Source organism: Achromobacter sp. ES-001 (assembly GCF_019448355.1).
Taxonomy (GTDB): domain Bacteria; phylum Pseudomonadota; class Gammaproteobacteria; order Burkholderiales; family Burkholderiaceae_B; genus Achromobacter; species Achromobacter spanius_B.
The window spans coordinates 3,056,154-3,078,389 of the sequence record NZ_CP079940.1 but is presented as its reverse complement, the minus strand read 5'-3'; the positions used below and the strand labels follow the sequence as shown (position 1 = coordinate 3,078,389).

The 22,236-nt window shown below is 65.0% G+C and carries 22 protein-coding genes; 14 read left to right on the top strand and 8 right to left on the bottom strand.

The window, feature by feature from the left end:
• Window positions 1-20: 20 nt before the first annotated feature.
• From KYT87_RS13930 to KYT87_RS13900, 7 genes are all read left to right on the top strand, one after another.
• The gene (locus tag KYT87_RS13930; RefSeq protein ID WP_046806321.1) at window positions 21-506 is read left to right on the top strand and encodes a hypothetical protein; all 486 of its coding nucleotides are present in this window, start codon (window positions 21-23) and stop codon (window positions 504-506) included.
• A gap of 342 nt (window positions 507-848) precedes the next feature.
• Window positions 849-1,568 (top strand): response regulator transcription factor, encoded by a 720-nt coding sequence (locus KYT87_RS13925; RefSeq protein WP_219992486.1) that lies wholly within the window; start codon window positions 849-851, stop codon window positions 1,566-1,568.
• A gap of 19 nt (window positions 1,569-1,587) precedes the next feature.
• Entirely contained in the window at window positions 1,588-2,457 is an 870-nt protein-coding gene (locus KYT87_RS13920) for a CoA ester lyase (protein WP_219992485.1), read from the top strand.
• A 388-nt stretch (window positions 2,458-2,845) separates the two neighbouring features.
• Window positions 2,846-4,477 (top strand): ATP-binding cassette domain-containing protein, encoded by a 1,632-nt coding sequence (locus KYT87_RS13915; protein ID WP_120155490.1) that lies wholly within the window; start codon window positions 2,846-2,848, stop codon window positions 4,475-4,477.
• A gap of 110 nt (window positions 4,478-4,587) precedes the next feature.
• A complete protein-coding gene (asd, locus tag KYT87_RS13910) occupies window positions 4,588-5,457 on the top strand; it encodes an archaetidylserine decarboxylase (RefSeq protein WP_046806279.1) in 870 nt (289 codons plus the stop codon).
• 191 nt (window positions 5,458-5,648) lie between these two features.
• Window positions 5,649-6,875: an alpha-hydroxy acid oxidase gene (locus KYT87_RS13905; protein WP_219992664.1), complete on the top strand. Its 1,227-nt coding sequence runs from the start codon at window positions 5,649-5,651 to the stop codon at window positions 6,873-6,875.
• A gap of 51 nt (window positions 6,876-6,926) precedes the next feature.
• Window positions 6,927-8,096: a metallophosphoesterase gene (locus KYT87_RS13900; protein WP_219992484.1), complete on the top strand. Its 1,170-nt coding sequence runs from the start codon at window positions 6,927-6,929 to the stop codon at window positions 8,094-8,096.
• 175 nt (window positions 8,097-8,271) lie between these two features.
• Here the strand turns inward: KYT87_RS13900 and KYT87_RS13895 are convergent, their stop codons facing one another.
• Window positions 8,272-8,742 carry an Lrp/AsnC family transcriptional regulator gene (locus KYT87_RS13895; protein WP_219992483.1) on the bottom strand — a complete coding sequence of 157 codons (471 nt, stop codon included), beginning with the start codon at window positions 8,740-8,742 and terminating at the stop codon, window positions 8,272-8,274.
• A 92-nt stretch (window positions 8,743-8,834) separates the two neighbouring features.
• Here KYT87_RS13895 and KYT87_RS13890 point away from each other — a divergent pair, with 92 nt between their 5' ends.
• Window positions 8,835-10,031, top strand: a complete 1,197-nt coding sequence (locus KYT87_RS13890) for an MFS transporter (protein WP_219992482.1) — start codon at window positions 8,835-8,837, stop codon at window positions 10,029-10,031.
• A 112-nt stretch (window positions 10,032-10,143) separates the two neighbouring features.
• Here the strand turns inward: KYT87_RS13890 and KYT87_RS13885 are convergent, their stop codons facing one another.
• A complete protein-coding gene (locus tag KYT87_RS13885) occupies window positions 10,144-10,965 on the bottom strand; it encodes a MetQ/NlpA family ABC transporter substrate-binding protein (protein WP_120155476.1) in 822 nt (273 codons plus the stop codon).
• A 107-nt stretch (window positions 10,966-11,072) separates the two neighbouring features.
• Between KYT87_RS13885 and rocF the strand changes: the two genes are divergently transcribed.
• Window positions 11,073-12,038, top strand: a complete 966-nt coding sequence (gene rocF, locus KYT87_RS13880; protein WP_219992481.1) for an arginase — start codon at window positions 11,073-11,075, stop codon at window positions 12,036-12,038.
• 134 nt (window positions 12,039-12,172) lie between these two features.
• Here the strand turns inward: rocF and KYT87_RS13875 are convergent, their stop codons facing one another.
• The gene (locus tag KYT87_RS13875; protein WP_219992480.1) at window positions 12,173-12,913 is read right to left on the bottom strand and encodes an IclR family transcriptional regulator; all 741 of its coding nucleotides are present in this window, start codon (window positions 12,911-12,913) and stop codon (window positions 12,173-12,175) included.
• Between the two features lie 222 nt (window positions 12,914-13,135).
• Here KYT87_RS13875 and KYT87_RS13870 point away from each other — a divergent pair, with 222 nt between their 5' ends.
• Entirely contained in the window at window positions 13,136-14,344 is a 1,209-nt protein-coding gene (locus KYT87_RS13870) for an ABC transporter substrate-binding protein (protein ID WP_046806284.1), read from the top strand.
• 64 nt (window positions 14,345-14,408) lie between these two features.
• A complete protein-coding gene (locus KYT87_RS13865; RefSeq protein WP_120155474.1) occupies window positions 14,409-15,470 on the top strand; it encodes an alcohol dehydrogenase in 1,062 nt (353 codons plus the stop codon).
• 64 nt (window positions 15,471-15,534) lie between these two features.
• Here KYT87_RS13865 and KYT87_RS13860 read toward each other — a convergent pair.
• From KYT87_RS13860 to KYT87_RS13850, 3 genes are all read right to left on the bottom strand, one after another.
• Window positions 15,535-16,880 (bottom strand): IS3 family transposase gene (locus KYT87_RS13860; protein ID WP_219992479.1). Its coding sequence is split into 2 segments (ribosomal slippage): window positions 15,535-16,413 and window positions 16,416-16,880, totalling 1,344 coding nucleotides; the frame shifts between segments, so codons are not numbered across the junction.
• Window positions 16,881-16,965: 85 nt separating this feature from the next.
• Complete coding sequence (locus tag KYT87_RS13855; RefSeq protein ID WP_120155471.1) at window positions 16,966-17,478, bottom strand: RES family NAD+ phosphorylase; 513 nt, start codon at window positions 17,476-17,478, stop codon at window positions 16,966-16,968.
• Window positions 17,475-17,960: an antitoxin Xre/MbcA/ParS toxin-binding domain-containing protein gene (locus KYT87_RS13850; protein WP_046806287.1), complete on the bottom strand. Its 486-nt coding sequence runs from the start codon at window positions 17,958-17,960 to the stop codon at window positions 17,475-17,477. The genes KYT87_RS13855 and KYT87_RS13850 overlap by 4 nt, the downstream gene beginning before the upstream one ends.
• A gap of 195 nt (window positions 17,961-18,155) precedes the next feature.
• Between KYT87_RS13850 and KYT87_RS13845 the strand changes: the two genes are divergently transcribed.
• Together KYT87_RS13845 and KYT87_RS13840 are read left to right on the top strand one after the other, a co-directional pair.
• Entirely contained in the window at window positions 18,156-18,533 is a 378-nt protein-coding gene (locus tag KYT87_RS13845; protein ID WP_104143935.1) for a DUF423 domain-containing protein, read from the top strand.
• Window positions 18,534-18,659: 126 nt separating this feature from the next.
• Window positions 18,660-19,568 (top strand): DMT family transporter, encoded by a 909-nt coding sequence (locus tag KYT87_RS13840; protein ID WP_046806289.1) that lies wholly within the window; start codon window positions 18,660-18,662, stop codon window positions 19,566-19,568.
• A gap of 72 nt (window positions 19,569-19,640) precedes the next feature.
• Here KYT87_RS13840 and KYT87_RS13835 read toward each other — a convergent pair whose 3' ends face one another.
• Together KYT87_RS13835 and KYT87_RS13830 are read right to left on the bottom strand one after the other, a co-directional pair.
• Window positions 19,641-20,279 carry a glutathione S-transferase family protein gene (locus KYT87_RS13835; RefSeq protein ID WP_046806290.1) on the bottom strand — a complete coding sequence of 213 codons (639 nt, stop codon included), beginning with the start codon at window positions 20,277-20,279 and terminating at the stop codon, window positions 19,641-19,643.
• A 3-nt stretch (window positions 20,280-20,282) separates the two neighbouring features.
• Window positions 20,283-21,458 (bottom strand): PQQ-dependent sugar dehydrogenase, encoded by a 1,176-nt coding sequence (locus tag KYT87_RS13830; protein ID WP_219992478.1) that lies wholly within the window; start codon window positions 21,456-21,458, stop codon window positions 20,283-20,285.
• Window positions 21,459-21,595: 137 nt separating this feature from the next.
• Between KYT87_RS13830 and KYT87_RS13825 the strand changes: the two genes are divergently transcribed.
• Complete coding sequence (locus tag KYT87_RS13825) at window positions 21,596-22,210, top strand: glutathione S-transferase family protein (RefSeq protein ID WP_104143932.1); 615 nt, start codon at window positions 21,596-21,598, stop codon at window positions 22,208-22,210.
• Window positions 22,211-22,236 lie beyond the last annotated feature (26 nt).

Genomic DNA, 22,236 nt, shown 5'->3' with positions numbered 1-22,236 from the left:
CCGCCACTTTCAAGTCAGGTATGGACAGCTCTCCCCTTATTCCCGCCGCCCTTTCCGTATCGCGCCACAGCGTATTCATCTACACCGAAGAACAGCGCGGCAACCAGCTGGTTGAATCCCCGGTCATCGGCATGCTGTCCGATATTTCCGGCTCCGAAAAGCTGCTGGTGGTGCAAGACCCGCACAGCGGCTTGAAGTTCATCTACCGTGTGGATCACGAAAGCAGCAATCTGGACGCCGCCGCCATTACGGAACACGAGCCCGCGGCGTTCGACGGCAAGACCTCGGTGCAGATCAACGCCATGTCGTACCGCCTGGGCAGCGCCGAGAGCGCGATGAAATTGCTGCGGGGCAAAACGCAATGGATCCAGGACAAGGGATCGGTGTTGTCGGTGTTGCTGCAAAATGCGGCCGCCCGCAAGACCCGTTTCGCCTCGGCGCGCATCGAGCGCGACCGCATGCGCAAGGTGCCGGCGGGCGTGCCGATCGAATACCTGCCTACATAAATCGGATGGCGCCAGCCGGTAGCGCCTTATCCACAATTTCTGTGGATAAGGCAGCCGCCGATGCAAGGTGGGCGGCCTTTTGGGGGATGCGCAACGGGCTGCGCAAAGTTTGATCAGGCACGGTTTTGGCGCCGCCCGGATGGCATCCGCCACGTTTGCCGCGCCGCCGCAACGTCGTTGGTGATATTCTCCGCAGGCGCCACGATACGAAACGTATCTGGCCGGCCACGTGCCCGCGCAAGCGGACTCTTTTCCCAAAACATATAGCCACAGCATGTCAGCAGCCACCCGCGTGCTTGCCCTTGGATCGCGTCACGTGCGTACGCCGGCGCGTACCCCGCCGTGACCATCATCGTTGTCGACGATCACGGTGACTGGCGCGACACCATCGTCGAGACCATCCAGGACCTGGGGCTGGACAAAGCCATCCTGACCGCGGGATCGCTGGCCGAACTGGACCAATTGCTGCTGACCGTCACGCCGGGCATCCTCGTGCTGGACGCCATGCTGCCCGACGGCGACGCCTTCACCCGCATTGCGCATCTGCGGACCTGCTATCCGTCGATGGGCATCATCATGCTGACCGGCCGCCTGCTCAGCGAAGACAAGGTTTCCGGCCTGAGCCTGGGCGCCGACCATTACCTGACCAAGCCCGTCAACCTGGCCGAACTGGGCGCCACCCTGGTGTCGTTGTCGCGGCGGCTGCGCGTGGTGCCCGCGACAGGCATGCACGATGCCGAATCCGATGCGTGGTGTTTTGATCCCTCGCGCCGCACGCTGGTTTCGCCCGAGCGCGTCTGCGTGGACATCACCGACACCGAATGCCGCTTGATCGGCGCGCTGATCCAGGCCGCGCCGCTGCCGCTGTCACGCGGGCGGCTGGTCGAAGCGCTAGGCGCCAGCGTCGACGCCTACGACACCCACAGGCTGGACGCCCACATGCATCGCCTGCGCCGCAAACTGCGCGCGCTGGCGGGCGGCGACATGGGCATCCGGACCGTGTACGGCGTAGGCTATGTCTGCACCACGCCCGTGCAGGTCGTGGGCAATTCCAAACCCTGAGCCGATCCTTCCCGATTTCATGACTTCTGCCATCCGCCCCCGCCGCTCCGTCCTCTACATGCCCGGCGCCAACGTGCGTGCGCTGGACAAGGCCCGCAGCCTGGACGCCGACGCGCTGATTCTTGACCTGGAAGACGCCGTCGCGCCCGATGCCAAGGCCCAGGCGCGCGAGCAAGTGGCCGCGGCGCTGACGGCGGGCGGCTATGGCCGGCGCGAGTGCATCGTGCGCATCAACGCGCTGGACACCCCCTGGGGGCTGGACGATGTAGCAGCCATTGCGCGGGCCGGCGCCGACGCCGTGCTGCTGCCGAAGGTGCAATCCTCCGCGCAGCTGCACGCCCTGGCCGACGCGCTGGATGCCGCCGGCGCGCCGCCGGATCTGCCGCTGTGGGCCATGGCCGAGACGCCGCTGGGCTTTCTGCGCCTGGACGCCATTGCGGGCGGCCACCCCAGGCTGGCCGCCATCGTGGTCGGCACGTCGGACCTGGTCAAGGACCTGCACGCGCGCCATACCCCTGGCCGCGAAGAAACATTGCTGGCGCGGTCGATGGCCGTCATGGCCGCGCGGGCCCACGGCTTGGCGGTGCTGGACGGCGTGCATCTGGACTTACACGACGACGCCGGTTACGCCGCCACCTGCCGCCAGGGGCGCGACCAGGGGTTCGACGGCAAGACGCTGATACATCCCAAGCAGATCGCGGCCGCCAACGCGGCGTTTGCACCGACCGACGATGAAGTGGCGCTTGCCCGCAAGCGCCTGGACGCGTGGCGCGCCGCCCAGGCCGAGGGCTTGGGCGTGGCCGTGGTGGACGGGGCGCTGGTTGAAAACCTGCATGCGCAAGAGGCCGAGCGCGTTTTGGCTTTGGCTGCCGCCATCGCGGGCGCATAGCCCGCTTCTGGCGACCCAAAGCCAGCACGCGGGCAATATGCTGCTGTTTTGCCGCAACAATCAGAGCAAAACACGTGTGAATCCGGCCGGGATCCCCCTCGAATCCTGCTCACGGCACAGCGCCGGCTGCGCCAAGGCGCGCGGCCCGGTACAATAGCGCCCACGATTGGACGACGCCCCTACCCTGGGGCGTGTCTTTTTTCTATTCGCGCCCGCTGTCCTGCCGCTGTTTGGTTATTGTCTTGCCGATGTTTTGTCGCTGCCTTTGGCGGCGGCGCCGGCCACCCAGGCATTTGCGCGCGAACTCGCCCGGTTCCCTTTTTTGCGCCGCCCCTTGTGGCGGGAGCCACGCCGCGCGCTTGCCGCGCCACCCCCTGCCCCAAGATTCATGATCCGCTTCCAACAAGTTTCACTCATGCGCGGCGTCAAGCCCTTGCTCGACAAGGTCGACCTGCTCTTGAACCCCGGCGACAAGATCGGCCTGATCGGCGCCAACGGCGCCGGCAAGTCCAGCCTGTTCGGCCTTTTGCGCGGCACGCTGCACGCGGACCAGGGCGACCTGGACTACCCGTCCAGCTGGCGCATGGCCTACGTGGCGCAGGAAACCCCCGCGCTGGACCGCCCCGCCATCGAATACGCGATTGACGGCGACGTCACCTTGCGCAAGCTGGAAGCCGAACTTGCCGCCTTGGAAGCCGAACCGGAAAGCGCCGAAAACGGCCTGCGCATGGGCGACATCTACGCCGCGCTGGCCGACGCCGATGCCTACACCGTGCACTCGCGCGCCGAACAACTGCTGACCGGACTGGGCTTCACGCAAGAACAGATGCACCTGCCGCTGACCAGTTTTTCCGGCGGCTGGCGCATGCGCCTGAACCTGGCGCAAGCGCTGATGTGCCCGTCCGACCTGCTGCTACTGGACGAGCCCACCAACCACTTGGACCTGGACGCCATCATCTGGCTGGAAGACTGGCTCAAGCGCTATGCCGGCACGCTGATCGTCATCTCGCACGATCGCGACTTCCTGGACGGCGTGGTCAACGTCATCGTCCATATCGACGAACGCAAACTGCGCCGCTACTCGGGCAACTATTCGTCGTTTGAACGCCAGCGCGCCGCGCAGCTGGAATTGGCGCAAGGCATGATGGAAAAGCAGATGCGCCAACGCTCGCACCTGCAATCCTTTATCGACCGCTTCAAGGCCCAGGCCAGCAAGGCACGCCAGGCGCAAAGCCGCATCAAGGCGCTGGCCCGCATGGAAGAGATGGCGCCCCTGCGTGCCGCCGCCGAATTCTCGTTTGAATTCCGCGAGCCGCTGCGCGCGCCCAACCCCTTGCTGACCATGGACAAGGTCAGCGCGGGCTACCGCGTGGAATGCGAAGACACGCAGGCCGTGTCCGACAAGATCATCGTGTCCGGCATCAACTTTTCGTTGCAAGCCGGGCAACGCATCGGCTTGCTGGGCATCAACGGCGCGGGCAAGTCCACGTTCATCAAGACCATCGCCGGCGACCTCACCACGTTGGCCGGCGACACGCAATTCAACAAGGGCCTGTCCATCGGCTACTTTGCCCAGCACCAGGTCGAAATGCTGCGCCACGACGAATCGCCGCTGTGGCACATGACGAAGCTGGCGCCCACGGTGCGCGAACAGGAACTGCGCAACTTCCTGGGCAGCTTCAACTTCAACGGCAACATGGCCACCAGCTCGATCGCGCCGTTCTCCGGCGGTGAAAAGGCGCGCCTGGCGTTGGCGCTGATCGTCTGGCAGCGCCCCAACCTCTTGCTGCTTGACGAGCCCACCAACCACCTGGATCTGGAAACGCGTGAAGCGCTGACTACCGCGCTGGCGCAATTCGAAGGCACCTTGATGCTCGTGTCCCACGACCGCCACCTGCTGCGCGCCACCACCGATGAGTTCATCATCGTGGCCGACGGCGCCGTGCGTCCGTTTGATGGCGACCTGGACGACTACAAGGACTGGCTCTACAAAACCAAACTGGCCGCCAAAGCCGCCTGATCGCGATACAATCCCGCGAATTGCCCGCACGCGTCCTTGATGCGTCGTTTGCGAGGCGGCCTTCAACCACGTCCCGCTGTCCGCGGGACGCGTTTTTTCAGCGCTCGTAGATGACGATCAAAGACCAACTATTTCTCGCCAGCCAGTATCTTGCGCCCCATCACCTGGTGTCGCGCTTCTTCGGATACGCCTCAGACTGCCGGGAACCCGCGGTCAAGAACTGGATGATTTCGCGCTTTGTCCGCAAGTATGGCGTCGACATGCGCGAAGCGCTGCAAGAAGACCCGTTGGCCTACGACTGCTTCAATGACTTCTTCACGCGCGCGCTGAAAGACGACGCTCGCCCGCTGGACGACGAACCCGGTTCCGTGCTCTGTCCGGCCGACGGCGCCATCAGCCAGTTGGGCGCCATCGAGCAAGGCCGCATTTTCCAGGCCAAGGGCCACAGCTACGGCCTGGTTGACCTGCTGGGCGGCGACGTTGAGCGAGCCGCGCCGTTTCAAGGTGGCGAATTTGCCACGGTCTACCTGTCGCCCAAGGACTATCACCGCGTGCACATGCCGGTGGCCGGCACGCTGCGCGAAATGATCCATGTGCCGGGCCGCTTGTTCTCGGTCAACCCTCTGACGGCGCGCAACGTGCCGCGCCTGTTCGCGCGCAACGAACGCGTGGTCTGCATCTTTGATACCGAGCATGGTCCGATGGCGCTGGTGCTGGTGGGTGCGATGATCGTTGCGTCGATCGAAACCGTGTGGGCCGGCCTGGTCACGCCCTACAAGCGCCGCGTGAAAGCGGTGCGCTATGACGCCGCCGCGCGCGCGCCGATTCATCTGGAAAAAGGCGCGGAAATGGGCCGGTTCAAGCTGGGGTCCACCGCCATCGTCTTGTTCGGCCCGGACCAGATCCGGTGGGCCGACACGCCGTCGGTGCTGGGCCCGGTGCGCATGGGCGAACTGCTGGCCCTGCCCAAGCATCGTTGAATGCGCTGACCCTGGCTGGGTCATTCATTAAAAGCGAATAAGTTCGTCGCCTTTTATTCGCTTTTCGCAGTCATGCTGCGTCGGTAGATTACGGACTTTCCCAGGTCCAGTCTTTCTTCCGACGCCCTACTGCCATGACGACATCCACGCTGACTACGACTCCTGCCGACACCTCGGCGGGCAACGCAGCCATGACCTCGGCCGCTCCGCCCGCCCCATCGGCGGCGACTGCCGCACAGCCGCTGCCGCGCGCGCTGGCCCGAATGCTGTCGTTGGACGATTTTGAAGCCGCTGCGCGCCGACGCCTGCCCCGCCCCATCTTCGGCTACGTGGCGGGCGCGGCGGAAGACAATCAATCCCTGCAAGACAACCGACGCGCGTTCGCGCAATACGGTTTTGCGCCGCGTGTGTTGGTCGACGTGTCGAAGCGCACGCAGCGCACCGAGTTGTTCGGACGCAGCTACGACTCGCCTTTCGGCATTGCGCCGATGGGCATCAGCGCGCTGTCGGCCTATCGCGGCGACGTGGTGCTGGCCCGCGCCGCGCGCGACGCCGGCATTCCGGCCATTCTCAGCGGCACCTCGCTGATCCCCTTGGAAGAGGTCATCCAGCAAGCGCCGGGCACCTGGTTCCAGGCCTATCTGCCGGGCGATCCGGCCAAGATCGACGCGCTGGTCGAACGCGCCCGGCGCGCCGGCTACGAGACCTTGGTGCTGACTGTGGATATTCCGGTGTCCGCGAACCGAGAAAACAATGTCCGCACCGGTTTCTCTACGCCGCTCAAGCCCAGCTTGCGATTGGCGTGGGACGGCCTGACCCGGCCGCGCTGGCTGGCGGGCACGTTCCTGCGCACGCTGATGGCGCACGGCATGCCGCACTTTGAAAACTCGTTCGCCACGCGCGGCGCGCCGATCGTATCCGCGTCGGTATTGCGCGACTTCACCGCGCGCGATCACCTCAGCTGGCAGCATGTGGCCCGCATCCGGCGGCAATGGCCGGGCACCTTGATCATCAAGGGCATCCTGCATCCGCAAGATGCGGCGCTGGCCCGGCAGCATGGCGTGGACGGCGTGATCGTGTCGAACCATGGCGGACGCCAACTGGATGGCGCGATCTCGCCGCTGCGCGCGCTGCCCGGCGTGGTGGACGCGGCGGGTGACATGACCGTGATGATGGATAGCGGCGTGCGGCGCGGCGGCGATGTGCTCAAGGCCCTGGCGCTGGGCGCGAGCTTCGTGTTCGTGGGCAGGCCGTTCAACTACGCGGCGGCGGTGGGTGGTCAGGCCGGTGTCGCCCACGCCATCAATCTTTTGCGCGCCGAAGTGGACCGCAACATGGCAATGCTGGGCATCAATAGCGTGCACGAGATGAACGCGGGCTTGCTGTGGCGCGACGCAACGGCTGCCGGCGCGTCTTAAGCCCACGGCCCGGCATAGAATGGCGTTTCCCTTGCCCGCCCCGCGCCCGCCGTGTCCCTACGCCAATCCTCGTTCTTCCTGCGCTTTTTGACCCTGGGCGCCCTGGCCCATGTCTATGTGGGCGCGCGCCTGATTCCCGACGCGCAACTGTCCGCCGCCGGCGCCGCCGCCGCCATCATCGGCTTGCTGCTGTCGTGCATCCTGATTCCGTTGGGCATGCTGGCCCGCTCTTCCATCAACCCGCCCTGGGGCGACCGCATTGCATGGGTCGGCCTCTTGGCGATGGGGCTGTTTTCGTCCCTGTTCGTGCTGACCGTCATTCGCGACGCGGCATTGCTGGTGACCTGGGGTGTGGCGTGGCTGGCTAATACCGACCTGCCGTGGGCCGACGTGCGGCGCTACAGTGCGTGGGCGGTGGCCGGGCTGGCATTGGCGGGCACGCTCGTCGGCTTCTACAACGCGCGCAGCCGGGCACGGGTGGTTGATGTGGACGTCCCCATCGACGGCCTGCCGCAAGACCTGGACGGGTTCACCATCGTGCAGATCAGCGATGTCCACGTCGGGCCCACCATCAAGAAACGCTATGTGCAAGCCATCGTGGATGGCGTCAACGAATTGCTGCCGGACATGGTCGCCATCACCGGCGATGTGGTGGACGGCAGCGTCGAGCATCTGTCCGATCAGGCCAGCCCGCTAGGAACCTTGCGCGCCCCCTACGGCGTATACCTGGTGACCGGAAACCATGAATATTATTCAGGCGCCACGGCCTGGATTGCCGAATTCCGGCGCATAGGACTGCGGGTGTTGTTGAACGAGCATGCTGTTATTCACCCCTCGGGCCTGCCCGTGGTGGTGGCCGGCGTGACGGATTACAGCGCCGGTGCGTTCGATCCGCAGCAGCGCAGCAACCCCAAAGCCGCGCTGGCAGGCGCGCCGCCCGATGCCTGCGCCCGCATCCTGTTGGCGCATCAACCGCGCAGCGCCGCCGCCGCGCAACCGCTGGGCTATCACTTGCAGTTGTCCGGGCACACTCATGGCGGCCAGTTCTTTCCGTGGGGTTTCTTCGTGCGCTTTCAGCAGCCCTACACGGCGGGCCTGCATCGCCTGGGCAAGATGTGGGTGTACACCAGCCGGGGCACGGGATACTGGGGCCCGCCCAAGCGGCTGGGCGCGCCGTCCGAAATCACGCGGCTACGGCTGCGGGTGGCGCGGCCGGCGTAGTGAGCCTCGGCCGTCAGGTTTGGCCGTCAGCTTAGGCCGTCACGTTTGCCCGTCACGTTTGGCCGCTCCGTTCCGCCGTCACGTTCTGCCGCTCCGTTCTGCCGTCCCGTTCTGCCTTCACGTTCTGCCAGCGCGCGCGGCCCCCCCCCTGCACGCCGCCCTCTCCCGGTGCTTCCTAGTCCGCCACTTCCGCCGCATTGTCGGGCAGCGGCCCGCGTTCCAGATAGCTGGTCAGCGCGATATCGCTGGTGGTGTTGGTGATGCCGTCTATCTGATGGATGCGCGCCAGCAGTAATTCCAGCGCCTGCGTGTCGCGCACCCGCACTTTCAACAGCATGGCGCTCTTGCCGGTGATGGTGTGGATCTCTTCCACCTCGGTCAGTTCGGCCAGGTCCAGCACCTGCTGCGTAATGCTCCAGTTGGCGGTGTCCACATGCACGAAAGCCAGCAATGGTCGGCCAATACGCGCGCCGTCCAGGCGGGCCGCAATGCCTTTGATCAGCCCGTCGCGCTTCAAGCGCTTGACGCGTTCATGCACGGCCGGGGCGGAAAGGTTCAATAACTTGCCCAGTTCGGCGTAACTGGGGGTAGCGTCGCCAGCCAGCAGCGTTAATAGTTTTCTGTCGCGATCGTCTAGGTCTGGCATCGGAATCAAGTTCTGCCTTACGGCATTTGAACTTTTATGGAATAAGGAGTTATCGGCGTAAACCCTTATTTTATTCCAATAAAATTCGGCGCATGCAAAATCCTGGCAATCAAACTTCGAAGCAGGCGTCGTCCGTACCCGCCCTGATGTTCGCCGTCAGCGTGGTCGGGTCTAACGGCCTGGCGCTCAGTCCGATACTGACCGATGTGGCGCAGTCCTTTTCGACTTCGGCGTTAACCATCAGCACCGCCATTTCGGCCTACGGCGCAGCCACCGCCGCCAGCGCCTTCTTCCTGGCGGGTCGCATCGACCGCATCGGCATCCGCCGTTCGCTGCTGGGCGCAATGCTGGTGCTGATTGCCGCCCTGCTGCTTTCCGCCACGGCGCCGCACTGGCTGGTGCTGACCGCCGCGCAAGCCTTGGCCGGCGCCGCCGCCGGGGTGATTCTGCCCGCCGCCTACGGGTCGGCGTCGCTGGTGGCGCCCGCGGGCCAAGAGGCGCGCACCTTGGGCCGCGTGATCGCGGGGTGGTCGGTGTCGCTGGTGGCGGGCGTGCCCTTGTCCGCGCTGATCTCGGATGCCGTCGGCTGGCGCGCCACGTATGGCACGTTGGCGCTGTGCGCCACGATTGCGCTGCTTGGCCTGCGCAAGCTGCCCGAGCGTCGCGTGCAGAACGCCGCGCCGCTACGCTTGTCGCGGCTGCTGGCGCCGCTGTCCTATCGCGATGTGCCGGTGCTGTTGTTGGCCTGCCTGGCGTTCTCGTCCGCGTTCTATGGCGTGTACGCGTTTCTGGCCGACCACGTCCGGGCCTTGCTGGCGCTGTCGGCCGGTCAGGTCGGCTTCATTGCCTTCGCCTATGGCGCGGGCTTCATGCTGGCGGGTTTTGCCGGCGCGCCGCTGATCGAAAGGTTGGGACCGCGCCGCGCGTTGCCGCTGGCCCTGGCCACGATTGCCTTGGTGTATCTGGTGTTGCTGCCCGCCGCGCACGCGTTGGCGGCGGTGTTGGCGCTTGCCGTGCTGTGGGGCGCGGCCTCGCAGATCAGCCTGAACCTGCTGGTGTTGCTGCTGTCTCGCGCCCGGCCGGACGAGCGCGGCGCCGTGCTGGGCTTGAACACCTGCACCACCTACCTGGGCGCCAGCGTGGGGACGGCAGTGGCCGGCACGCTGTACACGCATATGGGCTTTGAAGCGCTGGGCCTGTGCGCAGCGGCCGCCGTGGGCGTGGCAGCGCTGGGTTTGCACTGGCGCCTGAACGGGCGGCGCGCAGGTCGGCGCGAGGCTGCGGCGTAGGCGGCAGACGGGCTGCCACGCGGTCTGCGACCCAAGGGGCCACACAAGCCACACGAGCCACACCAGCCACACAAGCCACACAAGCGGCCCCCGGGCAGCCGCGCAGGCCACCTTACCAGGGGAAGCTGATCAGGTCGCCGTAAAGACGCTTCAGGGTCGTTTTGACCTCGGGCGAGTTCTGGTAGATCGAAATGAATTTCAACAGGCGCGGGTCCTGCGCCTTGTCGGGCGTGGTCACCCAGCGGATGGCGTAGCGGCGGATGCTGGCCGGGTCCGTATTGTCGAACGCCAGCCCGTCCTTTTCGTTCAGCCCGGCCTGCTTGGCAAACGTGGTGTACGTCACCGAGGCCGTCACGTCGTCAAAGGTGCGGGCCGACTGCGAGCCTTCAATCTGCACGAACTTCAAGCGCTTGGGGTTGGCCACCACGTCTTGCAACGTGGCCTGGTGCGCCACGCCCGGGGTCAGCTGGATCAGCCCGATCGACTCCAGCAGCAATAAGGCGCGGCCGGTATTGACGGGGTCGTTGGGCACGGCAATGGTGGCGCCGTCGGGCACCGTGTCGCCCTTTTTCAGCTTCTTCGAGAACAGGCCGATGGTGGTCGAATAGCCATAGGCAATCGGCGTCAGGTTGGCGCCCCGGCGCTGGTTGAACAGTTGCAGGAATGGCTCGTGCTGAAAGAAGTTTGCATCCACCGAGCCGTCGGCCACGGCAATGTTGGGCAACACCCAGTCGTTGAATTCCACCAGCTTCACGTCCAGGCCTTCTTTCTTGGCCTGGGCAATGGCAATTTCAGTGGCTTCGTTAGCCACGCTGGGAATGACGCCAATGCGCAAGGGCTTTTCCTGGGCGGCGGCGGTGGCGCACAGCACCACGGACAAGGCCGCCACGGTAGCGCCGCGCGTCAACGTTGAAAGCAAGGAATGCAAAAGCATGAGAGCCATCCAGAAGTCATGAAGAATCGGCCGGCGTGATCGGTATCGACGTGACGGCGCAGGCGCTATTGTGCAGCAGCCGGCCAAGGCGCGCGTTACTATCCGCCATGATGAACCCCACCGGAGTCCACCACTTGCACACCTCCGCCAGCTTGCCCACCCAAATCACCCTGATCGGCGCGCCTACCGACATCGGCGCGGGCGCACGCGGCGCGTCGATGGGCCCCGAGGCCTTGCGGGTTGCCAACCTGGGCCCCGTCATCGAAGCACAGGGTTTTGAAGTGATCGATCGCGGCAACCTTTACGGCCCGGCCAACCCGTGGCTGCCTCCGGAAAACGGCTATCGGCATCTGGAGGAAGTGGCGGCCTGGAACCAGGTGGTACACGATGCCGTCTATGCCGAACTGACGCTGAACCGCCTGCCGATTCTGCTGGGCGGCGATCACTGCTTAGGCATCGGGTCCATCAGCGCCGTGGCGCGCCATTGCCGCGAGTCCGGCAAAAAGCTGCGCGTTTTATGGCTGGATGCACACGCGGATTTCAACACACATGCGCTCACGCCCACAGGCAATATCCACGGCATGCCGGTGGCCTGCCTGTGTGGGTACGGACCGGCGCAGATCACGGGCATGTCCGGTCAGACGCCCGATATCGAAGCCGGCTGGGTCCGCCAGATCGGCATACGCAGCGTGGACCAGGGCGAGAAGCGCCTGGTGCACGAAGCCGGCCTGGAAGTGTTCGACATGCGCTATCTGGACGAAATGGGCATGCGCGCCACCATGGAAACCGCCCTGGCCGGGCTGGATGCCGACACCCATCTGCACGTGAGCTTTGACGTCGATTTTCTTGACCCCGACATCGCGCCCGGCGTGGGCACAACGGTGCCCGGCGGCCCCACCTACCGCGAAGCGCAGCTGTGCATGGAAATGATTGCCGACACCGGCCTGATGCGCTCGCTGGACGTGGTGGAGCTGAACCCCGCGCTGGACGTGCGCAACAAGACGGCCGAAGTCGCGGTGGACTTGATCGAAAGCCTGTTCGGCAAATCGACGTTGATGCGCCGGGGCAGCTGAGGCCCGCCGCCTGACGCATCCCTGTTGGTGCGCCGCTGCTGGTGCGCCGCTGCTGGTGCGCCGCTGCTGCTGCCCCGATGCTGCTGCGCCCGCTGCCGACAGCCCGGATGTACACCCCCCGCTGCTAACACCCCCTACCCCGCGCGCGCCCGCCTGATGGCGTCGGCCACGTCCGTCAGATAGGCCAGGTTCTGATCCCGCCGTTCCCACACGCGCGGGGTCGGGCCGGCCATGCACAGCGCGTACCATTCCCCGCCTAGATCCAGCGCCACGGCAAGCCCCGTCAGGTCAGCCACGCTTTCACCCACGTTGGCCGCCCAACCGCGCGTTTGCACTTGCAGAATGTCTGCCAGCAAGGCGTCGCGCGTGGTCAAGGTCCGTTCCGTGTGGCTGGCGTAGCTGACGCTGGCCAAGACGCTGTCGCGCTCGGCGGGCGGCAGGCGCGCCAGCACCGCCTTGGCCACCGCGCTGGTGTGCAGCGGCCGGCGCTCGCCGGGGCGCGCGGCGTAATGCACCGGTTGCGTGGATTCCACCACGTCCAGGAACACCACGGCGCCATCCTGGATCTTGCCCAGCATGACCGTCTCATTGGCCGCGTCGCGCAATGCCAGCAGATGCGGCCGGACCTGTTCCAGCCAGGGGTCACCCGCCTGTATCAGCGCGCTCATTGCTTGCAGCCGCGCCGTGGGGTAATAGCCGCCGCGCCGCCGCACTTCGTACAGATAGCCGCGCGCCACCAACGTGCGCACAAGCGCCAGGCAACTGGACATGGGCGCGCCCAGCCCTTGTGCCAATTCGGTTAGCGGCATGGGCCGGCGCGCCTGCGCAAAAAGCTCGATCAAGTCCAGCGTGCGGGCTACAAGTTTCACTTCCATGGTGGCGACCCCTGTGCGGATTTACCGTCGCAAAAAGTGCAAATCTGCTAGGTATTCCACTATGTTGACTTTTCATATGGGCGAACCTAAATTCTTGCACAGGAATTATCTTTCACCAATAGGAATTCCTTTTCAGCCGGGTCCGGCAGCCCGTCAGCGGTACCGCGTCAACACCAAAAATTCAAACCATACGGCCCGGCAAAGGGTCGGGGAGACAGACAGATGCGTATCAAACCCCTGTTGGCGGCCCTGGCCGCCACGATGGCCGCGTGCGCGGCCCATGCCCAGTCGGATGTCGTGCGCCTTGGCGTGTCCAATGACCGTTCGGGCATTTACTCGGACCTGGGCGGGCTGGGTTCCGAAATGGCCGTGCGAATGGCGGTCGAGGATTTCAACGGCAAGGTCGCCGGCAAGACCGTCGAAGTCGTGGGTGCGGACAATCAGAACAAGGCCGATGTGGCCTCGGCACTGGTGCGGCGATGGTTTGACACGCAGGGCCTGGTTGCCGTGGTGGACGGCGGCGCCAGCTCGGCCGGCTTGGCGGCCCAGGGCGTGGCTCGCGAAAAAGGCGGCACGGCGCTGATCAGCGGCGGGTTTGCCGGAGACTTTAGCGGCAAGCAATGCAGCAACCTCAGCACGCAATGGGCGCCGGACACCTACGCGCTTGCCAACGCCGTGGTCAAAAGCGTGGTCGAGGGCGGCGGCAAGTCCTGGTACTTCATCACCACCGACTACGTATTCGGCAAGTCCCTGGAAAGCAACGCCAGCCGCTTCGTGCAGGACGCGGGCGGCAAGGTGATCGGCAGTACGCGCCACCCGCTGGGGGCCATGGATTTTGCATCGTTCCTGGTGCAGGCGCAGGCATCAAAGGCGGACGTCGTGGGGCTGGCCAGCGCGGGCGGCGACCTGGTCAACCTGATCAAGCAGGCGCAGGAATTTGGGCTGACAGGCGGCAAGCAGCGCCTGCTGACGTTCCTGACCTTCATCAACGACGTGCAAGCCATGGGCTTGCCGGTAGCGCAAGGGCTGACCTTTCCCACCGGCTTTTATTGGGACGCCGACGACGACACCCGCGCCTGGACGCAGCGCTGGCAGAAAAAGATGGGCGTGACGCGCCCGCCTTCCATCGTGCAGGCGCTGAGCTACGTGGCCACCACCCACTATTTGCAGGCCGCCCAGGCGGCGGGCACCTTTGAGGGCGCCGCGGTCAACAAGAAGATGCGCGAATTGCCCATCACCACCAAGCTCATCAAGAACGCCCGCATCCGCCCCGAAGACGGGCGCGTCATCATGGACCTGTATCTGGTCGAAGTGAAAAAGCCCGCCGAATCCAAGTACCCCGGCGACTTCTACCGCATCCTGTCCACCGTGCCGGGCGACAAGGTATTCGTATCCCTGGCCGACAGCGAATGCCCCCTGGTAAAAAAGTGAATATCGTTCCCCCGCGCCCGGGTGTAGTCTGCTGGCTATAAAAAACCACGAAGGAGACCTTTCCATGAAGTGCTATTGCGTTGTGAACTTTCGCGAACCCTTGCAGGAAATGGACGCACCCACGCCGACCCCGCAAGGCACGCAGGTGCTGTTGAAGGTTCGCGCCGCAGGGGTGTGCCACAGCGATATCCACTTGTGGGAAGGCGGCTACGACCTGGGCCAGGGGCGCACCCTGGCGCTGAAAGATCGCGGCGTGTCGCTGCCGCTGACCATGGGCCATGAAACCGTGGGTAGCGTGGCGGCCGCCGGACCCGACGCGCAGGGCCTGTCCAGCGACAAGAATTACCTGGTGTACCCGTGGATCGGCTGCGGAAAATGCGCACCGTGCCAGGCGGGCATGGAAAACCATTGCAGCGCGCCGGCCTGCCTGGGCGTGCATCGCGCCGGCGGCTACGCCGACCACATCCTGGTGCCGCACCCTAAATACCTGATCGACATCGGCGACCTGGAACCGGCACAGATCGCCCCCTATGCCTGCTCGGGCCTGACCACTTATTCCGCGCTGAAGAAGATCGGCGCGGACGTATACCGCGAGCATCCCGTGGTGATCTTCGGCGCGGGCGGCCTGGGCTTGATGAGCCTGACACTGATCAAGGCCCTGGGCGGCGCCGGCGCCATCGTGGTCGATATCGACCCGGCCAAGCGCCAGGCAGCCCTGGACGCCGGCGCGCTGGCCGCCATTGATGGCGCCGCGCCCGACGCCGCGCAGCAAATCATCAAGGCCGCCGGCGGCAAGCCGGTGCAGGCCGCTATCGATTTGGTTGGCGCGCCCGCCACGACGTCGCTGGCGTTCGACTTCCTGACCAAGGGCGGCAAGCTGATCATCGTGGGCCTGTTCGGCGGCGCATCGTCGTGGCCCATCGCGCTGATCCCGATGAAGGCGATGTCGATCATCGGCAGCTACGTCGGCAACCTGGCCGAATTGCAAGAGCTGATGGAACTGGTGCGCGCGGGCAAGGTGCCGCCGATGCCGGTGCACCGCCACGCCTTGGCCGAGGCCGACAGCGTGCTGGCCGCGCTGCGGGCCGGCAAGGTGGTCGGCCGCGCGGTGTTGACCAACGATTGACGGGCTGGCCGCGCCATGAAAAAGGGAGCCCCGGTGAACTGACCCCCAGAAGTTGGACGGTCAGCTAAAGCCCGAAGGCCTGAGTTCGGTATTGCACCGGACTCAGGCCTTTTAGCTTGAGCTTGATGCGGTCGTGATTGTAGTAATGGATGTACCGCCGGATGCCGGCCTGCAACTGGTCGATGCTTTCGAAGCGGTTCAGGTGGAAGAACTCAGCCTTGAGCGTGCCGAAGAAGCTTTCCATGGCGGCATTGTCCAGGCAGTTGCCCTTGCGTGACATACTCTGCGTGACCGATCGATCTGCCAGCATTCGCCGGTAGTTCTGCTGCTGGTATTGCCAACCCTGGTCGGAGTGCAAGACAGGCCGATCATCGGGCAGCAGCCGCGCCAGCGCTTTCTTCAACATGCTGCCCACCATCTGGAACACCGGCCGGCGGCTGGTCTCGTAGGCCACGATCTCGCCGTTGTACAGGTCCATGACCGGCGACAGATACAGCTTCTGGCCGCGCACGTTGAACTCGGTCACGTCAGTGACCCACTTCTCGTTCGGGCGTGCGGCTTCGAAGTCGCGCGCCAGCACGTTGGCGGCCACGTGATGCGACTGCCCCCGGTACGAGCGGTACTTCTTAGCGCGCACCAGCGACCTCAAGCCCAGCGTCTGCATCAGCTTCTGAACCGTTTTGTGGTTCACCCGTTCACCTGCCTGGCGCAGCACCGCCGTGATCCGGCGGTAGCCATAGCGGCCCTTATGACGTGCGTAGACCGCGCCGATGCGCTGCTTGAGCTCGGCATACGGATCCATGGCACCCAACGTCTTCAGGTGGTAGTAGAACGTGCTGCGCGATAGGTTGGCTGCGCGTAACAATAGCGCGAGCGGATGCTTAGACCTCAATCCTTGGACCACTTGCGCTTTCCAACGAGCGCCCGGGTCTTCTCCGCTTCGATTAAGGCCTTCATTTTTTTTAGGTAATCGTTCTCCGCGCGCAGATAGGCCAGCTCTTGCTCGAGTTCTTCCTTGGTCATGTCCTTGGACACCGGCTCTGGGGGATACTTATGCGGCATGGTCGCTCCTGGGCGCTTGCGCGCCAACGCCTCTATACCCCCGGAATCATACTGGGCGCGCCACTTCGCAATGTGGCACGCACTTCGAATCCCGTGCAGCACTGCTGCCTGCGTATCAGAGAGTCCTTCGCGCCGAATCCTCAGCAGCACGGCTTGTTTGAAGGACGCACTGTACGAACCCGATTTCCGGCGCAGGCCTGCAACGCCCTGCTCGCGATAGCTCCCGACCCACCGACGCACCATTGAATGTGCCAGCTCATATCGAGCCGCCACCGATTTAACACCCTCTGCGCCTCCCAGACACTCCCTCACCACCTTTTTCTTGAACTGCTCGTCGTACTTCGCCATGTAAAAAACCCCCGAAAGGTTGGATCTACGTCCAACTTTCGGGGGTCAGTTCACGGGGCTCCCTTTTTTTGCGGCTAGGCACCGTTCACGCCGCTTTCAGGCGTGGGTCATAAACGAAACGTTCGCGACGCACCACTACGATGTTCTCGGCGTCCGGGTGCGCCGGGTTGATCAGCAGATTGCAGTCGGGCACCCCGCGATACGGCACGATCGCGCTGGGCAGTTCCAGCACTGCGGACACGCCGGACGCGACCCAGTTGTCGCCCACCGTCTGCGAGGCCTCGGCAAACGGCACCGCTTCCCAGAACGGATAGTTGCGCTGCAACTGGTCCACCGTGAGCACCTGGCGCGCATCATGCACGGCGCGTGGCACCGCCACTTCAATCAGGTAACGGTTGGCCTGCTCGGATGCGCGCGCGGCAAAATGCACCACGGTTTCCAGCACCGCCAGCGCCACGCTGGCCGACGTGTACACCACCGCCGTGCCGGGGCTGTTGTAGCGCCCGCCCACCGCTGCCGCCCCCGCGCCGCTCAGGTCGTCAGCGCGGTATTTTCCCGCCGTGGTGCCAATGCGCCACAGCGAAATGAAGTCGCTCATGCGTACACGCCCGCCGCCGCCCGGGCCAGGGTGTCCTCCACGATCCGGCTGCTGGCGTCGGACGTCAGCAGTGACAAGGGCTTGACGTTGCCCAACGCGGGCACCGGAGTGTTCAGCCATTGCACCGCTTCTTCATCGCTGCCCAGCACTTGGCGCGCCACACGCGCCACCCGGGCCACGCGCGCCAGGCGGTCGGATTCCCCCAACGGCAGCATCTGCCCTTCGCGGGTCCAACGCGACAGCGACGCCGCTTTGACTTCGGTAATGGCCATGATTTCGGACTTGGGCACCTGAAGGAAATCGGCCGCGTCGTCCACCATCTGCGCGGGCAGGCCGCGCCGCACATCGCGCGCCATATCGCTTAGCGGGCTATCCACCAATTCCTGGAACAACTGCTTGGCGCGCGGCACGGCGCGGCGCGGCGGCCGGGCCGACGAGGCGTCACGCTTTTCGGCGGATTTTCCGGTAATGGACAGGGTCATGTTGCGCTCCGGTTGGCGGCTGGGCGGACAGCGGGCGCCGCTCAAACTCAAACAAAGATGTTCCAAACAGAATTTATAATATCTCATTTGGAATTCGTGTCGCAAGGGCCAAATGCGCCGCTGTTCTGCCGGGCATGCACCGTATTTGGGCATATCATAGGCGGCGTTACACACGAACAACGATAAGGATTGGCAATGACGGACCGGCAGCTGACGATACTTGCGGCGCTTAATCTCATGGTGGCGGTGGGCGCGGGCGCGTTTGGCGCGCATGGTCTGAAGCGGATGCTGACGCCCGAGCTGCTGTCCGTCTGGCAGACCGGTGTGCTGTATCACCTGGTGCATGCGCTGGGCTTGTTCGTTATCGCGCTGCTGGGCGCACGCTTTGGGTCGCCGCTGCTGTCCGCTGCGGGGCTGGTGATGTTCGTGGGCATCGTGCTGTTTTCGGGCAGCCTCTACACGCTGTCGCTGACGGGCATCCACTGGCTGGGCGCCGTCACGCCGCTGGGCGGCACCGCGTTCCTGGCCGCATGGGCCATGGTGGCCCTGGCCGCCTATCGCGCCCAGGGCTGAACACGCCAAGCCATTTCGCTGCGCGCCTGGGTTGATCGCGTTTTTAACCGGCGCGGTTTTTTACCCCCGGTTTTTACCCGTTTTTTCTCTAACGGCGGCAGGAAGCGCCGCCTTTGCAGGTTTCCGATGTCTTCCTCGACTGTATTGCCCGCCGCCCGGGAACACTCCGCCTTTGCAGGCATCGCCTGCGTGGTGGGCGGCATCTTCTTTCTTACCCTCAGCGACGCCAACGCCAAATGGCTGGGCGCCCACTACAACCCGCTTCAGATCCTGTTCCTGCGCGCCCTGATCGCGCTGCCCTTCGTCACCGCGCTGGCTTTGTGGCTGGGCGGGCGCCGCGTCATGCGCACCGCGCATCCCGGCTTGCATCTGCTGCGCGGCGCAATCAACGTCGTGTCGGCCTGTTGTTTCTACCTGGGCTTGCGCGCACTGCCCCTGGCCGAAGCCACCGCCATCGCATTTGCCGCGCCCTTGTTCGTGACGGCGCTGTCCGTGCTGATCCTGAAAGAGCGCGTCGACGGCAAGCGCTGGCTGGCGGTGCTGGCCGGGTTCGTGGGCGTGCTGATCGTGGTGCGCCCGGGCTCGGATGCCTTTCAGGCGGCCACGCTGTATCCGCTGACCACAGCCTTGCTATACGCCGTCATGATGATTACCGCGCGCGGCATCAGCCGCGCCGAAGGCATGTTGACAACCACGTTCTATATCGTGCTTGGGCAGTTGATTTGTAGCGCGGTGGGCTTGCCGTGGGTGTGGCAGACGCCGGCCGCCGAACACCTGCCCTACTTCGGCGGCATCGCGCTTTTCAGCACATTGGGGCTGGCATTGATCACGCAGGGTTTCCGGATCGGCCCGGCATCGGTCGTTGCGCCGTTCGACTATACCGGCCTGATCTGGGCCACGATCCTGGGGTGGATCTTCTGGCGCGAAGCCCCCGACGCCTACGCTTATCTGGGCGCGCTGATCATCGCCGGCAGCGGCGTGTACATCGCGGTGCGCGAAGCCCGCGCCAAGGGCCGGCGGCGCGGCAAGGCCTGATAGGCCCGGCGCCGCGCGTTCTTCAAGATTCGGCGGCCCGCCACCCGGCCACCAACCCAGCGATGCGACGCGCTATTCGGTCGGCGCCGGGAAATGCCGCCGCAGCACCCGCGCCACATTGGGTTCCTGCGCGGCCTGTCGCGCCACGGACGTCAACGCCGGGCATTCGGCCTGGAACCATGCCTGCCCCGGCCGCCAGTGCGTCATGACCGTCACATACAGGTCCAGCGCCGAGAAGCGCCGCCCCAGCATATGCGGCGCACCGGCCTGCTGCTCCAGCTCTTTCCACAACTCGGCGCGCCGCGTATGGATGCGTTCCCGCAGCAGATCCGCCCCGGCGCCTTCGCCCGCCCATTGCGCGGGAATGTCGCCATAGGTGAACGTCGGGTATACCGCGGCGACCAGCCGCAACAGCAAATTCAGGAAATGCGCTCGTTCGGGCTTGTCGGCTGCCGGCACCAAGCCCGCTTGCGGCGCCACATCGTGCAGATGCAGGATCATCGCGGCGCTTTCCGTCATGACCTCGCCTTCGGGCGTGATCAGCGTAGGCACCTGTCCCAGCGGGTTCAGGGCAAGCAAGCGGTCGCGCTCGGGGCCGGGCTTCAGGTACGGCACGTCCGTCAGCCTGTGCGGCACATTGGCCAGCACCAGCGCCATTTCCACAATGGCCGACCCGCAGCCGGCTGACCCGATCAATTCGTACGTCTTCATCGCTTACCCTCCTGATTGCGCTGGCGCTACCCGCAGCAGTTGCCCCGGCGATGCGTCCGTCAACACATACACATAACCGTCCGGCCCTTGCCGCACGTCACGTATGCGGCTCTTGCGATCCACCAGCAGCCATTCCTGGCCCACGACGCGGTTGCCGTCCAGCGTCAGGCGGATCAAATTCTGATTGCCCAGCGCGCCGATAAAGACGGAATGCTTCCAGGCCGGAAAGCGGTCGGCGTTGTAGAACGCCATGCCGCTGATAGCGGGTGACTTGGCCCACCAGAACAGCGGCGGCTCGGTGCCCGGCGCGGTCTCGCCCTTGGCCTCGGGGATGGGCTGGCCCGAATAGTTGATGCCGTAAGTCGCCAGCGGCCAGCCATAGTTCTTGCCCGGCTGCACCACATTGATTTCATCGCCGCCGCGCGGGCCGTGTTCGTTTTCCCAAAGCTCGCCGGTCCAGGGGTTCATCGCCATGCCCTGCGGGTTGCGATGCCCATACGACCAGATTTCCGGCCGCGCACCTGTCTTGCCCACGAAGGGGTTGTCGTCGGGCACCGAACCATCCAGCTTGAGGCGCACGATCTTGCCTTGCAGCTTGTCCAGGTCCTGCGCCGTGGGGCGCTGGTTGTTCTCGCCCAGCGAGATGAACAGGTGGCCTTTGCCGTCAAACACCAGGCGCGACCCAAAATGCAGACCCGAGGATAGCTTGGGCGCCTGCCGGAACAGCACTTTGAAGTCTTCCAGCGCGGTCGCATCGTCGGACAGCCGGCCACGGCCCACGGCGGTGCCGCTTTTATCACCGTCGGACTCGGCATACGACAAGTACACGTAGCGATCCTTAGCGAAGTCGGGCGACAGCGCCACGTCCAGCAAACCACCCTGCCCGCGCGCCGCCACGTTGGGCACGCCCGCCAGCGGCTTGGACAACCCGCCCGGCGTGCGCAACAGACGCAGATTGCCGGGTCGTTCGGTGATCAGCACACCGCCGCCATCGGGCAGGAAAGCCAATGCCCAAGGATGATCCAGCCCCCCGACAACCGCCGTCACGTTCGCCGGCACCGACGGTGGCTCCTGCGCGGCGCGAGCCGGCGTTGCGGCCCAGATGGCGCCAGCCAGTATCAACGTGGAGAAAGCAAAACGGGGAATCGCGCGCGAGCTTGCGGCGGTGCGTGACTGCATGGACATCTCCGGCGGCAACGAGTGGGAATGCGGGCGCGGGTGGCATGACAAGTTGGCGCCAAGCGCGCCGGGGGTGGCGTACCATAGCGCCCAAGGACGGGGGCCCGCCCGTTCTTTCGTTCAGGAGACCCGATCACATGAAACTTTACTACATGCCCGGCGCGTGTTCGCTCGCTTCCCATATTGTTCTGGAGTGGGTGGGCAAGCCCTATGAAACGCATCAATTGAGCCGCGAAGCGCTCAAGGGACCCGACTTTCTGAAGGTGAATCCGCTGGGCGCCGTGCCCGCATTGAGCGACGGTGACTGGACCCTTACGCAGAACGTAGCCATCCTGGAATACATCGCCGAGCAGGCCCCTCAGGCCAAGTTGCTGGGCGACGGCAGCGCGCGCTCGCGCGCCGATGTCCGCCGTTGGCTGGGCTTCATCAATTCCGACATCCACAAGACCTTCTCGATGATCTTTGGCGCGTCTCGCTTCCTGGGCGATGAAGCCGCGCAGAAAGAGCTGGCGGGTTCGGCGTCCAAGCTGCTGACCAAGCTGTTCGCGCAGCTGGATGCGCAATTGGCCGGCAAGCCGTATCTGGCGGGCGACGCGCCTTCCATCGCCGATGCCTATCTGTACGTGGTGCTGCGCTGGGCGCGCGCCAAGGAAATCGACCTGGCCGGCCAGGACAATCTGGCGGCGTTTGAAAAGCGCATGGAAGCCGACAAGGGCGTCCAGGCCGCATTGAAGGCCGAAGGGCTGGCGTAATCTCAAGTCCGCGGTCCTGCGTCCGG

What these genes read in the sequence shown, in the direction of transcription:
- KYT87_RS13840 (WP_046806289.1), top strand. Translation starts at nt 18,660, where the DNA reads ATGTCTTCCTCGACTGTATTGCCCGCCGCCCGGGAACACTCCGCCTTT.
- asd (WP_046806279.1), top strand. Translation starts at nt 4,588, where the DNA reads ATGACGATCAAAGACCAACTATTTCTCGCCAGCCAGTATCTTGCGCCC.
- KYT87_RS13845 (WP_104143935.1), top strand. Translation starts at nt 18,156, where the DNA reads ATGACGGACCGGCAGCTGACGATACTTGCGGCGCTTAATCTCATGGTG.
- KYT87_RS13895 (WP_219992483.1), bottom strand. Translation starts at nt 8,742, where the DNA reads ATGCCAGACCTAGACGATCGCGACAGAAAACTATTAACGCTGCTGGCT.
- KYT87_RS13835 (WP_046806290.1), bottom strand. Translation starts at nt 20,279, where the DNA reads ATGAAGACGTACGAATTGATCGGGTCAGCCGGCTGCGGGTCGGCCATT.
- KYT87_RS13885 (WP_120155476.1), bottom strand. Translation starts at nt 10,965, where the DNA reads ATGCTTTTGCATTCCTTGCTTTCAACGTTGACGCGCGGCGCTACCGTG.
- KYT87_RS13905 (WP_219992664.1), top strand. Translation starts at nt 5,649, where the DNA reads ATGACCTCGGCCGCTCCGCCCGCCCCATCGGCGGCGACTGCCGCACAG.
- KYT87_RS13930 (WP_046806321.1), top strand. Translation starts at nt 21, where the DNA reads ATGGACAGCTCTCCCCTTATTCCCGCCGCCCTTTCCGTATCGCGCCAC.
- KYT87_RS13915 (WP_120155490.1), top strand. Translation starts at nt 2,846, where the DNA reads ATGATCCGCTTCCAACAAGTTTCACTCATGCGCGGCGTCAAGCCCTTG.
- rocF (WP_219992481.1), top strand. Translation starts at nt 11,073, where the DNA reads ATGATGAACCCCACCGGAGTCCACCACTTGCACACCTCCGCCAGCTTG.
- KYT87_RS13850 (WP_046806287.1), bottom strand. Translation starts at nt 17,960, where the DNA reads ATGACCCTGTCCATTACCGGAAAATCCGCCGAAAAGCGTGACGCCTCG.
- KYT87_RS13855 (WP_120155471.1), bottom strand. Translation starts at nt 17,478, where the DNA reads ATGAGCGACTTCATTTCGCTGTGGCGCATTGGCACCACGGCGGGAAAA.
- KYT87_RS13875 (WP_219992480.1), bottom strand. Translation starts at nt 12,913, where the DNA reads ATGGAAGTGAAACTTGTAGCCCGCACGCTGGACTTGATCGAGCTTTTT.
- KYT87_RS13865 (WP_120155474.1), top strand. Translation starts at nt 14,409, where the DNA reads ATGAAGTGCTATTGCGTTGTGAACTTTCGCGAACCCTTGCAGGAAATG.
- KYT87_RS13890 (WP_219992482.1), top strand. Translation starts at nt 8,835, where the DNA reads ATGCAAAATCCTGGCAATCAAACTTCGAAGCAGGCGTCGTCCGTACCC.
- KYT87_RS13920 (WP_219992485.1), top strand. Translation starts at nt 1,588, where the DNA reads ATGACTTCTGCCATCCGCCCCCGCCGCTCCGTCCTCTACATGCCCGGC.
- KYT87_RS13825 (WP_104143932.1), top strand. Translation starts at nt 21,596, where the DNA reads ATGAAACTTTACTACATGCCCGGCGCGTGTTCGCTCGCTTCCCATATT.
- KYT87_RS13830 (WP_219992478.1), bottom strand. Translation starts at nt 21,458, where the DNA reads ATGCAGTCACGCACCGCCGCAAGCTCGCGCGCGATTCCCCGTTTTGCT.
- KYT87_RS13870 (WP_046806284.1), top strand. Translation starts at nt 13,136, where the DNA reads ATGCGTATCAAACCCCTGTTGGCGGCCCTGGCCGCCACGATGGCCGCG.